Below are 16,885 nucleotides of genomic sequence, written 5' to 3' on the forward strand. Positions count from 1 at the left end.
GCCCGCCCTGCCAGCGCTGCAACCGGCCCTGGACACGTTTGCCAACGCTGGGCATCTGTCGGCGTCGCTAGATGTCGAGACCACCCGGATATTGCTCGGTGAGGTCCCCGCGGCGTTCCACGCCGGCATCGGAGACATTTTGTTGATCGCGTTCGCCATGGCCGTCGCGGAATCTTCCGGGGCCGGAGCCGACGCGATCGGCATCGACGTCGAGGGGCACGGCCGCCACGAAGAGCTGACTTCCTACGTCGACCTGTCCCGCACGGTCGGGTGGTTCACCGCCAAGTACCCGGTGGCACTTAACGTCGGTGGACTGTCCTGGGCGCAGGTGATCGCCGGTGAGGCCGGGTTGGGGACGGTGATTAAGAGTGCCAAGGAGCAGCTTCGCGCCCTGCCCGATCCGCTGACTTACGGCCTGTTGCGATATCTGAACACCGAGGTCGACGTGGACGGGTCCGACCCGGTGATCGGATTCAACTATTTCGGCCGGACGGGCGGCGGGACCGGGGCCGAGCTCCCGGACGAGCTGTGGCGTCCCTCGCGGGAAGCTGTGGACGCCGCAACGGCAGTCCCGATGCCGTTGAGTCACACCCTGGCTCTCAACGCCGGGACCATGGACACCGACGCCGGCCCCCAACTGCATGCCGAGTGGATGTGGGCTTCGTCGGTGGCCGATGGCGAGGAGGTCAGCCAGCTGAGCCGGTTGTGGTTCGAGGCCTTGGCCGGCATCTGCGCCCATGTGCGCCGCGGTGGCGGCGGGTTGACACCGTCGGACATTGCGCCGGCGCGGCTGAGCCAGCAGCAGATCGACGACCTTCATCAGCACCATGAGATCGCGGACATTCTGCCGCTGACCCCGCTGCAGCAGGGCCTGCTGTTTCACGCGAGCACCGCTGCGGCCAGCGACGACGTGTACGCGGTGCAGCTGGATATCTCGTTGAGCGGTGCGCTCGATCAGCATCGCCTGCGCGATGCGGTGCAAACGGTGATGAACCGCCATCCGCATCTGGCGGCGCGCTTCTATCCAGAATTCGACGACCCGGTGCAGATCCTGCCCGCCGATCCGGTGGCCGGGTGGAGCTACGCCGACCACGCCGACGGCGCCGATATCGAGGAGTACGTCCGGCAGCTGTGCGCCGCCGAACGTGCCGCAGTCTGTGATCTGGCCGACCAGCCGCCGTGTCGGGTGGCGTTGATCCGCACCGGCGAAGACCGGCACCGGTTGGTGCTGACCAACCATCACATCGTCATGGATGGCTGGTCGTTGCCGATCCTGCTCGGCGAGATCTTCGCCGTCTACAACGGGCAGCATCTGCCCGCGCCGGTCTCGTATCGCAGATTTGTCAGCTGGCTGGCCGATCGAGACCGTGCCGTCGGCGCCGCGGCGTGGCGCAAAGTGCTCGCCGGTTTTGACAACCCCACCCTGGTCGGTCCGCCGCAGGGATTTGGGCTGGGCACCCGAGACGTCGAATCGCATCGTTTTCCGGCTGCCACCACCCAAGCGCTCGGTGCGCTGGCCCGCTCACACCACGCCACCGTCAACACGGTGCTGCAGAGCGCCTTCGCCCAGTTGCTGTGCTGGCTCACCGGCCAACACGACGTCGTTTTCGGTACCACGGTCTCGGGGCGACCGGCCGAGGTGGCCGGGATGGAAGCCATGGTCGGCCTGTTCATCAACACAGTGCCGGTACGGGCCGACATCACCGCGACCACCAGCACCGCGGACCTGATCAACCAGCTGCAAACAGCTCACAACGACACCCTCGAGCACCAGCACCTGGCGCTCAGCGAGATTCACCGTGTCACCGGCCACGACCAGCTGTTCGACACCCTGTTCGTGTACCAGAACTACCCGGTCGACGCCGCCGCGTTGTTGGGTGGCAACGAATTGGCCATCACTGGGTTCGCCGGTCGCGAATTCACCCACTACCCGCTGACAGTGGTGGCCCAGCCGGGCCCCGAGCTGGGCCTGCGCGTCGAATACGACAGCGCGATATTCGACCGGGTCGGCGTCCTGGCCCTGATCGAGCGGCTGGAGCGGGTGTTGGTCGCGATGACCACCGATCCGCAGCGGTCTTTGTCGTCGCTGGATCTGCTTGATGCCGCTGAGCACGCCCGCCTGGATGAGTTCAGTAACCGCACCGTGCTCACGCGCTCCGCGCCGCCGCAGGTGTCGATTCCGGCGTTGTTCGCCGAGCAGGTGGCGCGTACTCCCGAGGCGCAGGCACTGACGTTCGAGGGCCGCTCGATGACGTATCGGGAACTCGACGAGGCCGCCAACCGGTTGGCGCACCTGCTGGCCGGTCACGGTGTGGGCCCGGGGCAATACGTGGCGCTGGCGTCAGCGCGCTCGGCCGAGGCGATCACGGCGATTGTGGCGGTGCTGAAAACCGGAGCGGCCTATCTGCCGATCGATCCGGCGCTGCCGGAGGAACGCATCGCATTCATGCTTGCCGATGCCGCGCCGACCGTAGCGGTCACGACGGCCGATCTGGCCGACCTGCTGGACGGGCATGGCCTGCCCGTCATCGATGTGCACGACCCCGCCCTCGCCGCTCAACCCGCCACCGCGCTTGCGACCGCTCCAACCGCTCCGGCCCCCAGCGATATCGCTTACATGATCTACACCTCGGGGACCACCGGCGTCCCCAAAGGCGTTGCCATCACCCACCACAACGTCACTCAGCTGTTCGGATCACTGGATGCCGCCCTCGAACCGCCGGGGCCGCCAAAAGTGTCGACGCAGTGGCACCCGCACGCGTTCGACGCCTCCGTCCGTGAGATCTGGGGTGCGCTGTTCCACGGCGGCCGGATGGTGGTGGTGCCTGAGTCGGTGGCTCTGTCGCCGGACGAGTTGAAAGCCTTGCTGATCGCTGAACAGGTCAGGGTGCTCAGTCAGACGCCGTCGGCGGTGAGTGCGTTGTCACCGGAGGGTCTTGATTCGGTGACGCTGGTCCTGGGCGCCGAGGCCTGCCCAGTCGATGTGGTGGACCGGTGGGCACCGGGTCGGGTGATGATCAACGAGTACGGCCCGACCGAGACCACGGTGAATGCCGCGATCAGCGTGCCTTTAACGGCGGTGCCGGCGGGGTCACCGGGATTCGGTGCGCCGCCGCCGATCGGCTTGCCGGTGGCGGGAGCGGCGTTTTTCGTGCTGGACGGGTGGTTGCGTCCGGTGCCGGTGGGCGTGGTCGGCGAGTTGTATGTGGCCGGTGCCGGCGTCGGCGTCGGATACTGGCGCCGGGCCGGGTTGACCGGGTCGCGGTTTGTGGCGTGCCCGTTCGTCGGCGCGGGTACGCCGGGCCAACGCATGTATCGCACCGGAGATCTGGTGTGGTGGGGTGACGACGGGCAGCTGCGGTATCAGGGCCGCGTCGATGATCAGGTCAAGATCCGCGGTTATCGCATCGAGCTCGGTGAGGTCCGATCGGCCTTGGCCCGGCTCGATGGCGTGGACCAGTCGGTCGTCATCGTCCGCGAGGACCGTCCCGGCGACAAGCGCCTGGTCGGCTACGTCACCGGCACCGCAGATCTGGCCGAGATACGCACCCAGCTGGCCGAGCGCATCCCGGCCTACATGGTCCCGGCGGTCGTCGTAGCGATCGAAGCGCTGCCGCTGACACCCAACAACAAACTCGACAGGCGCGCCCTTCCGGCACCCGAATACGCCGACTCCGATCATTACCGCGCTCCGACCGGCGTCGTCGAGGACATCCTGGCCGGCATCTACGCCCGGGTGCTCGGTGTAGACCGGGTCGGGGTCGACGACTCTTTCTTCGACCTGGGCGGAGATTCGCTGCTGGCGATGCGCCTGGTCGCCGCGATCAACTCCGGCCTGGATGCCGATCTTTCGGTGCGCGCCGTATTCGAAACGCCCACAGTTGCGCAGCTGGCGCCGCGGATCAGTGCGGGCCGGTCGGAGCCGTTGCGGGCCGGTGAACGTCCGGCGGTGGTTCCACTGTCGTTCGCCCAGCAGCGGTTGTGGTTCCTGGACCAGTTGCAGGGACCCTCGCCGGTCTACAACATGGCGGCGGGGTTCCGGTTGACCGGACGCCTGGATGCGGTGGCGTTCAGCGCGGCCTTGGCGGATGTGGTGGGTCGCCATGAGAGCCTGCGCACCCTGTACGCGGCATCCGAGGGGATTCCTCAGCAGCTGGTGATACCGCCCGAACGGGCCGACTTCGGCTGGCAGATTGTCGACGCGACCGGCTGGTCGGCGGCCCAGCTGGACGAGGCCGCGGACGGCACGGCGCGCCATGCGTTCGATCTGTCTACCGAGATTCCCTTGTGCGCAACGCTTTTCCGCCTCGCCGAGGATGAGCACGTGTTGGTGGTGGTGGTACACCACATCGCTGCCGACGGCCTGTCGATCAACCCGCTGGTACGTGATCTAGGTGTGGCATATGCCAGCCGGTGCGCCGAACAACCTCCTGGCTGGGCGCCGCTGGCGGTGCAGTACGCCGATTACACGCTCTGGCAGCGCAGCGTGCTGGGAGATCTGGCCGACGCCGGCAGCCCGATCACCGCCCAGCTGGCGCACTGGCAAGAAGCCCTGGCCGGGCTGCCCGAGCGGCTGCAGTTGCCCACCGACCGGCCCTACCCGCAGGTCGCCGATCACCGCGGCGCCCAGGTGTCGATCGACTGGCCCGCCGATCTGCAGCAGCAGGTCCGTCGGGTGGCCCGCGAGCACAACGCGACCAGTTTCATGGTTATCCAGGCCGCCCTGGCGGTGCTGCTGGCCAAGATCAGCGCCAGCAGCGACGTGGCGGTGGGGTTCCCTATCGCCGGGCGCAGCGATCCCGCGCTCGACGAGCTGGTGGGGTTCTTCGTCAACACCTTGGTATTGCGGGTCGACCTGGCCGGGGATCCCACTGCGGTCGAGTTGCTGGCCCAGGTGCGGGCGCGCAGTCTGGCCGCGTTCGAGCACCAGGACGTGCCCTTTGAGCTGCTGGTGGAGCGCATCAACCCGACCCGGAGCCTGACCCATCACCCGCTGGTGCAGGTGTTGTTGGCCTGGCAGAACTTCGCCGGCGACAACAACTCGGCGGCCGGGCCGGTCTTGGGTGATCTCGCGGCTACTCAACTGCCGGTCAGCACCCGCACCGCCCGCATGGATCTGACGTTTTCTCTCGCTGAACGCTTCACCGAGTCCGGCGAACCCGCCGGCCTTGCCGGTGCGGTGGAGTTCCGCACCGACGTGTTCGACGCGGACACCATCGAGGCGCTGATCGGGCGGTTCGAGCGGGTGCTGATGGGGATGACGGCCGACCCCACCCGGCGACTGTCGTCGATCGATGTGCTCGACGCCGGCGAACAGGCGCGGTTGGACGGGTGGGGAAATCGGGCGGTTCTTAATCAGCCCGCCCCCGCCCCCGTGTCGATCCCGGCGTCGTTCGCCGCGCAGGTGGCCCGCACCCCCGACGCGGCGGCGCTGACCTGCGGGGACCGCTCAATGAGTTACCGGAAACTCGAGGAGGCTGCCAACCGGTTGGCGCACCTGTTGGCCGGCCACGGTGCGGGACCGGGACAACGTGTGGCGCTGCTGTTCTCGCGTTCGGCTGAGGCGATTGTGGCGCTGCTGGGTGTGCTCAAGACCGGCGCGGCGTATCTGCCGATCGACCCGGCGCTGCCGGCGGCTCGGATCGGGTTCATGGTCGCCGACGCCGCGCCGATCGCCGCCCTCACCACCTCCGGGCTGGCCGACCGGCTGGACGAGTACGACCTGCAGGTCATCGACATAAATGACCCGCGAATCCCGGCCTGCCCCGCCACAGAATTGCCGGCGCCGGCACCCGAGGATGTCGCGCACATCATCTACACCTCGGGTACCACCGGTGTCCCCAAAGGCGTGGCGGTCACCCACCACAACGTCACCCGGCTGTTCGACTCACTCGAGGTCGGCCTGAGCTTCGAGCCGGGACAAGTGTGGGCGCAGTGCCACTCCTACGCCTTCGACTACTCGGTGTGGGAGATCTGGGGTGCGTTGCTGCACGGCGGGCGGCTGGTCGTGGTGCCCGAGTCGGTGACGCGCTCGCCCGAGGACTTGCACGCCTTATTGGTTGCCGAACAGGTCACCGTATTGAGCCAAACCCCGTCGGCGGTAGGAGCGTTGTCGCCCGAGGGTCTGGAATCGGCGGCGTTGGTAATCGCCGCTGAGGCCTGCCCGGTCGAAGTGGTGGATCGCTGGGCGCCCGGTCGGACGATGATCAACGCCTACGGCCCGACCGAGACGACGGTGTACGCAACGATCAGCGCGCCCCTGACCGCGGGGTCAGGTGTGCCGCCGATCGGTTTGCCGGTGCCGGGCGCCGCGCTCTTCGTGCTGGATCAGTGGTTGCGGCCGGTGCCGGCCGGGGTGGTCGGCGAGCTGTACGTGGCCGGTCGCGGGGTGGCGGCGGGGTACGTGCGGCGGTCGGGGCTGACGGCGTCGCGTTTTGTGGCGTGCCCTTTTGGGGCGGCTGGACAACGCATGTATCGCACCGGCGACCTGGTGAGTTGGGGCCCCGACGGGCAGCTGCGTTACCTGGGTCGTGCCGACGAGCAGGTCAAGATCCGCGGCTATCGCATCGAACTCGGTGAAGTCCAAGCGGTGCTGGCGGCGAGCCCCGGCGTGGAGCAGGCGGTGGTGATCGCCCGCGAGGACCGCCCCGGTGACAATCGCCTCGTCGGCTACGTCACCGGCACCGCCGACCCCGCCGCAGCCCGGGCCGCGCTGGCCGAGCGGCTCCCGAGCTATATGGTGCCGGCGGCGGTGGTGTCGATCGACGCGTTGCCGCTCACGGTCAACGGCAAGCTCGACACCCGCGCCCTGCCTGCGCCCGAGTACGCCTCCACCGACCGTTACCGCGCCGCAGGCAGCGCCACCGAGGAGATCCTGGCCGGCGTCTATGCCCAGGTTCTCGGACTGGACCGGGTCGGGGTGGACGACTCGTTCTTCGAGCTGGGTGGTGACAGCATCCTGTCGATGCAGGTGGTGGCCCGGGCCCGGGCAGCCGGCGTCGTCTTCAAGCCGCGCGACATCTTCGTGGAGCAGACCGTGGCCCGGCTGGCCCGGGTTGCCGGGGTTGCCGATGGCGACGATGGCCCGGTCGACGAGGGCACCGGGCCGCTGCCGGCCACGCCGATCATGCGCTGGCTGCTCGACGTGGAGAGGGCCGGCGGCCCGGTCGGGCAGTTCAACCAGACGTTGGTGACGCAGGCCCCGGCAGGCGTGACGGAGGCCGACGTGGTGGCCGTGCTGCAGGCGCTGCTGGACCGGCACGCGATGCTGCGGCTGTGCGTCGACGGCCTCGGCGTGCCCGGAGCCGGGGACTGGTCGTTGGCGGTGCCCGAGGCGGGTGCGGTGGATGCCCGCTACGGCCTGCAGTCGGTAGACGCGTTGAGCAATGAGGCGCTGGTAGCGGCGCGGTCAAGGTTGGACCCGGCCGCCGGAGTCATGCTCAGCGCCGTATGGGTAGCCCCGGTGGGGCAACTGGTGATGATCGTTCATCACCTGGCTGTCGACGGCGTGTCGTGGCGGATTCTGTTGGAAGACCTCAACATCGCCTGGGCCCAACATCGCAGCGGACAGCCCATCGCATTACCGGCGGCGGGCACGTCGTTCGCCCGCTGGGCCGAGCTGCTCGCTGACTATGCGAGTCGCCCAGAAGTCGTCGGGTTCGCCGACACGTGGCGGCAGGTGGCAGCGACCCCGCCGGCACTGCCGGCGGTGCAACCGGCGGTGGACACCTATGTGAGCGCCGGGCGTCTGACCGCTTCGCTGGACGTCGAGACCACCCGGATGCTGCTCGGCGAAATGCCTGCGGCGTTTCACGCCGGGATCCACGAGATTTTGTTGATCGCATTCGGGCTGGCGTGGGCCGAGTTTCTGGGGCGCTCGGGCAACGACCGCGGCGCACCGATCGGCATCGGGGTGGAGGGTCACGGCCGCGTCGAGGATCTGGGCGACACAGAAGTTGACCTGACGCGCACCGTGGGCTGGTTCACCACCAAGTACCCGGTGTCTCTGACGGTGGGCGGGTTGTCCTGGGCGCAGGTGATCGCCGGTGACGCGGGGCTCGAGGCGCTGATCAAGGACGCCAAGGAGCAGCTCAGGGCTCTGCCGGATCCGTTGACCTACGGGGTGCTGCGGTACCTGAACAGCGATGTTGAGCTCGACGAATCCGACCCTGCGATCGGTTTCAACTATCTGGGACGCGTGGGCGGATCGGGTGAGCTGTCGGCTGAGCTGTGGCGGATCAGCGAGGACGGCCTGGCGCTGACCGGCGCCAGCACCGCGGTGCCGATGCCGCTATCGCACACCGTGGAGCTCAATGCCGTCACCGTCGACGCTGACGCCGGCCCGCAGCTGCACGCGAACTGGGCGTGGGCGCCGTCAGCGCTGGACCATGCGGCGGTCGACGGGTTGAGCCGGTTGTGGTTCGAGTCCTTGGCAGGAATCTGCGCGCTCGTGCGTCACGGCGGGGGCGGGCTGACCCCGTCGGACATCGTGCCGGCGCGGCTGAGTCAGCACCAGATCGACGAGCTGGACCAGCGCTACGAGATCGCCGATATCTTGCCGTTGACCCCGCTGCAGCGGGGCCTGCTCTTTCACTCCAGCACCACCACCCGCAGCGACGACGAGATGTATGTGGTGCAACTCGGCATCACCGTTACCGGCCCGCTGGATCCCCCGCGGCTGCGCGATGCGGTGCACGCGCTGGTGGCTCGGCATCCGCATCTGGTGGCCCGATTCTCGGACCGGTTCGACGAGCCGGTGCAGATCATCCCGGCCAATCCGGTGGCGGGGTGGCGCTACATCGACCTTCAAAACGGCGCCCTCGACGGCGGCGATGCCGACGGCCCTGCGGATATCGATGCGCAGATCCGGCAGGTGTGCGCCGCCGAACGAGACGCGGTCTGCGACCTGGCCGACAAGCCGGCCTTCGGCGTCGCGCTCATCCGCACGGCACCAGACCGGCACCGGTGCGTGCTGACCAGCCACCACATCGTGGTGGACGGCTGGTCGCTACCGATCTTGCTGAACGAGATCTTCGCCGGCTACTACGGGCAGCGGCTCGGGCCGGCCGGGGCGTACCGCAGCTTTGTGACTTGGCTGGCCGATCGGGACCTCGAAGTCGCGCGGACGGCCTGGCGGCAGATGCTGGCCGGCTTCGACACCCCCACCCTGGTCGGCTCGCTGGATCGGTCGGCGCCGGGACCGCGCGGCGTTGCATCGTTCACGGTGCCCGGCGCGACCACCCGCGCGCTCGGCGAGCTGGCCCGCTCACACCAGTCGACCGTCAGCACCGTGCTCCAGGGTGCCTTCGCGCAGCTGCTGTGCTGGCTCACCGGCCAGCAGGACGTCGTGTTCGGCACCACGGTCTCGGGTAGGCCGGCCGAACTGGCCGGTGCCGAATCGATGGTGGGGCTGTTCATCAACACGGTGCCGGTGCGGGCCGACATCTCACCGGCGACCACCACCAAGCAGCTGATCGACCAACTGCAAAGCGCCCACAACGACACTCTCGAACACCAGCATCTGGCGCTCAACGAGATCCACCGCGCCGCCGGCCACGACCAGTTGTTCGACACCTTGTTCGTGTACCAGAACTACCCGGTCGACACCGCCACCGTGTCGGGCGACCACGAATTGTCCATCAGCGAGATCAGCAGCCGCGAGTCCAACCACTACCCGTTGACGTTCCAAGCCCTGCCCGGCCAGGAACTGGGGATTCGGGTGGAGTACGACACCGACGTGTTCGACGCGGCTGCGGTCGCGTCTTTGATCGGCCGGTTGGAACGGGTGCTCGAGGTGATGACTGCTGAGCCGGACCGGCGGTTGTCGTCAGTGGATTTGCTTGATCACGATGAGCACGCGCGGCTGGATGAGATCGGCAATCGTTCGGCGTTGACCCGGGTGCCGGCTGCGCCGGCACTAGCAACACCGCCGCTTCCGGCGTTGTTCGCCGAGCAGGTGGCGCGTACGCCGATGTCGGTGGCGGTGACCTGCGGGGCCCGCTCGGTGACGTACCGGGAGCTTGATGAAGCTGCCGATCGGTTGGCGCGTTCGCTGGCCAGCCATGGTGTGCGCCGGGGCGCGTGCGTGGCGCTGCTGATCGATCGGTCGGCGGAGGCCATCGCGGCGATGCTCGCGGTGCTCAAGACCGGGGCGGCCTATCTGCCGATCGATCCCGCGGCGCCGGCAACACGAATGGAGTTCATGCTGGCCGACGCCGCGCCGGTCGCGGCGGTTACGACCGCTGATTTGGCGGGCCGGTTCGACGGTTATGGCCTGGTGGTCCTCGATGTGGACGATCCCGTTGTGCTGGACAGCCGGGTCAGCACAGCGCCGTCAGCGCCGGACCCCGACGACATCGCCTATCTGATCTACACCTCGGGTACCACCGGCGTGCCCAAAGGCGTGGCCGTCGCGCATCGCAGTGTCAGCCGGTTGCTGGAGGTCGCCGAGGCACCGGCGGCGGGCGTGTGGTCGCACTGCCATTCGTTGGCGTTCGACTTTTCGGTGTGGGAGATCTTCGGTGCGCTGTGCAGTGGCGGGCGGTTGGTGGTGGTCTCGGAGTCGGTGGCGCGTTCTCCGGAGGACTTCCACGATCTGTTGGCCGCGGAGCGGGTCACGGTGTTGAGCCGGACGCCGTCGGCGTTTTATGCGTTGCAATCGGTTGATGCGTTGCGCCGTGAGCAGCAGTTGGCGCTTGAGGTGGTGGTGTTCGGTGGGGAAGCGTTGGAGCCGCAGCGGCTTCGGGAGTGGCTGGATCATCATCCGGGTTCGCCGCGTCTGATCAATATGTATGGCATTACCGAGACGACGGTGCATGCGTCGTTCCGGGAGATCGTCGCCGCTGATGTCGAGGGTCATGGCAGCCCGATCGGGGTGCCGTTGGCGGATCTTGGTTTTTTTGTGCTGGATGGGTGGTTGCGGGCGGTGCCGGCTGGTGTGGTCGGGGAGTTGTATGTGGCCGGTGCCGGGGTGGCCCTCGGGTATGTGGGTCGGGGTGGGTTGAGTGCGTCGCGGTTTGTGGCGTGTCCGTTCGGGGTGCCGGGTGCGCGCATGTATCGCACCGGCGATCTGGTGCGCTGGGATGCTGATGGGCAGTTGTTGTATGTCGGGCGCGCCGATGAGCAGGTAAAGATCCGCGGCTATCGCATCGAACTCGGCGAGGTGCGCGCAGCGCTGGCTGGGTTGGATGACGTGCAGCAGGCAGTGGTGCTCGCCCGGGAGGACCGTCCCGGAGACAAGCGCCTGGTTGGTTACGTCACCGGGACCGCCGACCCGGCCCAGCTCCGTGCTGAGCTGGCACAGCGGCTACCGGCATACATGGTTCCCGCCGCGGTGGTGGTGATCGACGCATTGCCGATGACGGTCAACGGCAAGCTCGACACCCGCGCGCTGCCGGCACCGGAATATCGGGGCGGCGATCGTTACCGCGCCCCGGCCACACCCACCGAGGAGATCCTGAGCGGCATCTACGCCGAGGTGCTTGAGCTCGATCGCGTGGGAATCGACGATTCGTTCTTCGACCTGGGCGGGGATTCGCTGTCGGCGATGCGGGTGGTCGCGGCGATCAACACCGCCCTCGATGCCAACCTTGCGGTACGCACCTTGTTCGAGGCGCCGACGATCGCCCTGCTGGAGCCCCGCATCGGCAAGGATGCGGATGGGCGTAAGCCGTTGGTCGCCGTTGAGCGGCCCACGGTGATCCCATTGTCGTTCGCCCAATCCAGGTTGTGGTTCCTCAACCGGTTCGAGGGTGGGGCTGCGACCTACAACATGCCCACCGCATTCCGGATCGGCAGAGAACTGGACGTCGAGGCGTTGAGTGCCGCCCTCGACGACGTCATCGCCCGCCACGAATCGCTGCGCACCATATTTCCCGCCATCGACGGTGTGGCGTCCCAGCAGGTGTTGCCGGCCCGGGCCGGGATGTGGTGGCGCGGGGGAGCGCCCGTGGTGTCGCTGCCGGAGCAGGATGTCGCCGGCGCATTGATGACGCTGGCGCGGTACGAGTTCGACCTGTCGGCGGAGATCCCGATTCGCGCGCAGATCTTCGCGGTGGGACCCGAGCATGTGGTCGCAATCGTGGTGCACCACATCGCTTTCGATGGGTGGTCGCGGGCGCCGATGGTCCGCGACGTGGGCGAGGCGTATCGCGCGCGGCGCGACGGCAGAGCCCCGGAGTGGACGCCGCTGGCGGTGCAGTACGTCGATTACACACTGTGGCAGCGCGCCCAGCTGGGCGACCTGGAGGACGCCGACAGCCCGATTTCCGCGCAGCTGAGCTACTGGCAGGATGCCCTCGCCGGGATGCCGGAGCGCCTCGACCTGCCCACCGATCGGCCCTATCCGCCGGTCGCCGATTACCGCGGCGGCAGCGTGCCGATCGAATGGCCGACCGAGTTGCAGCAGCGGATTCGGTCGTTGGCTCACGAGCACAACGCGACCACCTTCATGGTGTTGCAGGCCGCCCTGGCGGTGCTGCTGGCCAAGGTCAGCGCCAGCAACGACGTTGCGGTGGGATTCCCGATCGCCGGGCGGCGCGACCCCGCGCTCGACGAGCTGGTCGGCTTCTTCGTCAACACCTTGGTGCTGCGGTTCGATCTGGCCGGTGATCCCACCGTCGCCGAGCTGCTGGCCCAGGTGCAGCAGCGCAGCCTGGCCGCCTATGAACACCAGGACGTGCCCTTCGAGGTGCTGGTGGAACGGCTCAATCCCACCCGGAGCCTGACCCATCACCCGCTGATCCAGGTGATGCTGGCCTGGCAGAACTTTCCTGGCAACAGCGACGACCCCACTGGCGGATCGGTCCTGGGTGATCTGCAGGTCAGTGGGCTGCCGGCGAACACCCAGACCGCCCGGATGGACCTGGTGTTCCACCTGGGTCAGCAATGGACCGAAGCCGGTGAGCCCGCCGGTATCGGCGGCAGCGTGGAATACCGCACCGACGTCTTCGATGCCGACAGTGTCGCGGCTTTGATCGGGCGGTTGGAGCGGGTGTTGGTGGTGATGACCACCGATGCCGGGCGGCGGCTGTCGTCGGTGGATCTGCTGGATGAAGGTGAGCACGCGCGGCTGAATGAGATCGGTAACCGGGCGGTGTTGGCTCGGGCGTCGGGCGTGCCGGTTTCGATTCCGGTGTTGTTCGCCGCGCAGGTGGCACGCTCGCCGGAGTCGGTGGCGGTGACGTTCGAGGGCCGCTCGGTGACCTATCGGGAGCTGGATGAGGCGGCCAACCGGTTGGCCCACGTGCTGGCCGGACGTGGTGCGGGTCCGCGACAGTCTGTGGCACTGCTGTTTTCGCGCTCGGCTGAGGCGGTCGCGGCGATTCTGGCGGTGCTGAAGACGGGGGCGGCGTATCTGCCGATCGATCCTGCGGTACCGGCGGACCGAATCGGTTTCATGCTGGCCGACGCGAGGCCGATCGTTGCGGTGAGTACGGCGGAGTTGGCGGGGCGCCTCGATGGACACGGGCTGGTGGTCATCGATGTCGACGATCCTTTGGTTGCCGGCCAACCGAGCACGGCGTTGCCGAAGCCGGGGGCCCCAGATGCCGAAGCGGTCGCCTATCTGATCTACACCTCGGGTACCACCGGTTTGCCCAAGGGTGTGGCGGTCGCGCACCGCAACGTGACGCGGTTGCTGGCGTCGCTGGATGCGGAGATGCCGGCGGCGGGCGTGTGGTCGCACTGCCATTCGTTGGCGTTCGACTTTTCGGTGTGGGAGATCTTCGGTGCGCTGTGCAGTGGCGGGCGGTTGGTGGTGGTCTCGGAGTCGGTGGCGCGTTCTCCGGAGGACTTCCACGATCTGTTGGCCGCGGAGCGGGTCACGGTGTTGAGCCGGACGCCGTCGGCGTTTTATGCGTTGCAATCGGTTGATGCGTTGCGCCGTGAGCGGCAGTTGGCGCTTGAGGTGGTGGTGTTCGGTGGGGAAGCGTTGGAGCCGCAGCGGCTTCGGGAGTGGCTGGATCATCATCCGGGTTCGCCGCGTCTGATCAATATGTATGGCATTACCGAGACGACGGTGCATGCGTCGTTCCGGGAGATCGTCGCCGCTGATGTCGAGGGTCATGGCAGCCCGATCGGGGTGCCGTTGGCGGATCTTGGTTTTTTTGTGCTGGATGGGTGGTTGCGGGCGGTGCCGGCTGGTGTGGTCGGGGAGTTGTATGTGGCCGGTGCCGGGGTGGCGGTCGGGTATGTGGGTCGGGGTGGGTTGAGTGCGTCGCGGTTTGTGGCGTGTCCGTTCGGGGTGCCGGGTGCGCGCATGTATCGCACCGGCGATCTGGTGCGCTGGGATGCTGATGGGCAGTTGTTGTATGTCGGGCGCGCCGATGAGCAGGTAAAGATCCGCGGCTATCGCATCGAACTCGGCGAAATCGAGAACGCCCTGCTGGACTGCCCGCAGGTCACCCGCGCCGTCGCAGGAGTGCACCACAGCCAAACCGGCTCTCACCTGGTCGCCCACGTCGTCTTGGCGCACGCGGGCAGTGGTGACGCAAGTCGTGACGATGACGCCGAAATCGTCGAAGAGTGGCAACGCGTCTACGACGATCTGTACGGTGGCGAGGCTGCGGTGCCGGACTTCGGGATGGATTTCCGAGGCTGGAATAGCAGCTACACCGGTGAGCCGATTCCGCTCGAGGAGATGATCGAGTGGCGCGCGGCCACGGTGGATCGGATCATGTCCCTGCATCCACGGCGCGTGCTGGAGATCGGCGTCGGCTCCGGGCTGCTGCTGTCACAGATCGCCCAGCACTGCGAGCAGTATGTCGCCACCGATATGTCCGCGGTTGTGATCGACAGTCTGGCCGGTTCGCTGGAGCAATTGCAGATCCCGTGGCGCGATCGGGTCCGGCTGTCGGTCCAGCCTGCCCACGTCACACAGACGCTGCCGCAGGGCCACTTCGACACCGTCATCCTCAACTCGGTCGTGCAGTACTTCCCGAATGCGGGATATCTGGCCGAGGTCATCGACGCCGCGATGGACCTGCTGGCCCCCGGCGGGGCGCTGTTCCTCGGTGATGTGCGCAACCACAGCCTGCAGGGCGCGTTCCAAACCGCCGTCGCGCTGGCCGGCGCCCCCGGCGCGGACACTACCGAGATCCGCCAACGAGTCCAGCGCGCACTGCTCAGCGAACCCGAATTACTGCTCGCCCCAGAGTTTTTCACCACCTGGGCGCTGGCGCAGCAGTCGGTTGCCGGACTCGACATCCGGGTCAAGCGGGGAACCGCCGACAACGAACTCAACCGGTACCGCTACGACGTGGTCATCCGCAAAACTCCCGCGCCGGTGCGCTCACTGGCCGCAGCGCCCAGCTGGGCGTGGCACCAGTGTTCGGGCCTGAGCGGGCTGCAGTCACGGTTCGCCGCCGAGCATCCCGCCGCCGTGCGCGTCACCGGCATCCCGCGCGCCGGACTCGTCGCCGACGTGCGGGCCGAACAGGCACTCGCCGACGACGGGGCCCTAGCTCCCGAAGGCAGCCCGCATCCAGTCACGTCCGAAGAATTGCATCGGGTCGGCGCAGCCTCCGGATACGACGTCGCCGTCACTTGGGGCGTCTTGCCGGGCACCCTGGACGCCGTCTTCATCGCTCCCACCGAGCCCGGCCTCATGCTGACCGACGTCTATCTGCCCCCGCTCGAGGCCCGCCAGCACGGCACCTATGCCAACGACCCGCACACCAACACGAAGATCAGCGCGGTGCGTCAGCGGTTGAGCGAACGGTTGCCGGACTACATGTTGCCCGCGCAGATCGTCGTGCTCGACGAGTTGCCATTGACGTCGTCGGGCAAGATTGACCGAAGGGCGTTGCCGGCGCCCGTTTTTGCCACTACGTCGTTCCGGGCGCCGCGAACTCAGGCCGAAAAGGTCGTCGCCGAGGTGTTCGCCGAGGTGTTGGGCGTAAATCGCGTCGGGCTGGACGACGATTTCTTCGCCCTGGGTGGCGATTCGTTGAGCGCCGCCCGGGTGAGCGCGCGACTGCAGGTCGCGCTGGGCCGGGAAGTGCCGGTGCGGTACCTGTTCGACGCGTCCAAGGTCGAGGGTCTCGCCGACTACCTGAACCGGCATCGTGGCGGCCCTGCTCTCCCGCCGGTGCGGGTGATGGCGCGCCCGGACCGGCTCCCGTTGTCCTACGCCCAGCAGCGGTTGTGGTTCATCGACCAGTTGCAGGGGCCCTCGCCGATGTACAACATGGCGGTGGCGTTGCGGTTGGGCGGGCGCCTTGATGCCGACGTGTTGGGTGCGGCGCTGGCCGACGTGGTGGGCCGGCACGAAAGCCTGCACACGCTGTTCACCGCAGTCGACGGGATCCCCCAACAGTTGGTGGCACTGCCCGACTCCGCCGGCCTGGGCTGGGACTTTGGTTGGCAGATCGTTGACGCCACCGGCTGGTCGTCGAGCCAACTGGGTGAGGCCGTCGGCGCGGCAGTGGGTCACACGTTCCACCTGAATACCGAGATCCCCTTGCGGGCAAAGCTTTTCCGGATCAGCGAGGACGAGCACGTGCTGGTGGCTGCGGCACACCATATTGCCGCTGACGGTTGGTCGATCACGCCGTTGGTGCGTGATCTGGGGGTGGCTTATGCCAGTCGGTGTGTGGGGCGGGTGCCTGATTGGGCTGAGTTGGCGGTGCAGTACGCGGATTACACGTTGTGGCAGCGTGCCCAGTTCGGTGATCTCGAGGACAGTCAGAGTCGCATCGCGGGGCAGCTGAGTTATTGGCAGGATGCGTTGGCGGGGATGCCGGAGCGGTTGGTGCTGCCTACTGATCGGCCGTATCCGCGGGTGGCCGATTACCGGGGTGCGCGGGTGAGTGTGGATTGGCCGGCGCAGTTGCAGCAGCAGGTTGCCCGGGTGGCGCGTGAGCATAATGCGACGAGTTTCATGGTG

Annotated in this window: 1 protein-coding gene (cut by a window edge); it reads left to right on the forward strand. The window is 67.6% G+C overall.

Annotation, left to right across the window (positions count from 1 at the left end; all coding sequences use genetic code 11):
- Window positions 1–16,885 carry part of the coding region annotated (locus tag ACZY1I_RS10745; RefSeq protein ID WP_463754315.1) for a non-ribosomal peptide synthase/polyketide synthase on the forward strand (this coding region is incomplete at its 3' end). The annotated region extends 6,851 nt beyond the left edge of the window, so 16,885 of the 23,736 annotated nt are shown.

The sequence above is a fragment of the Mycobacterium sp. IDUB_37 genome (assembly GCF_055419245.1).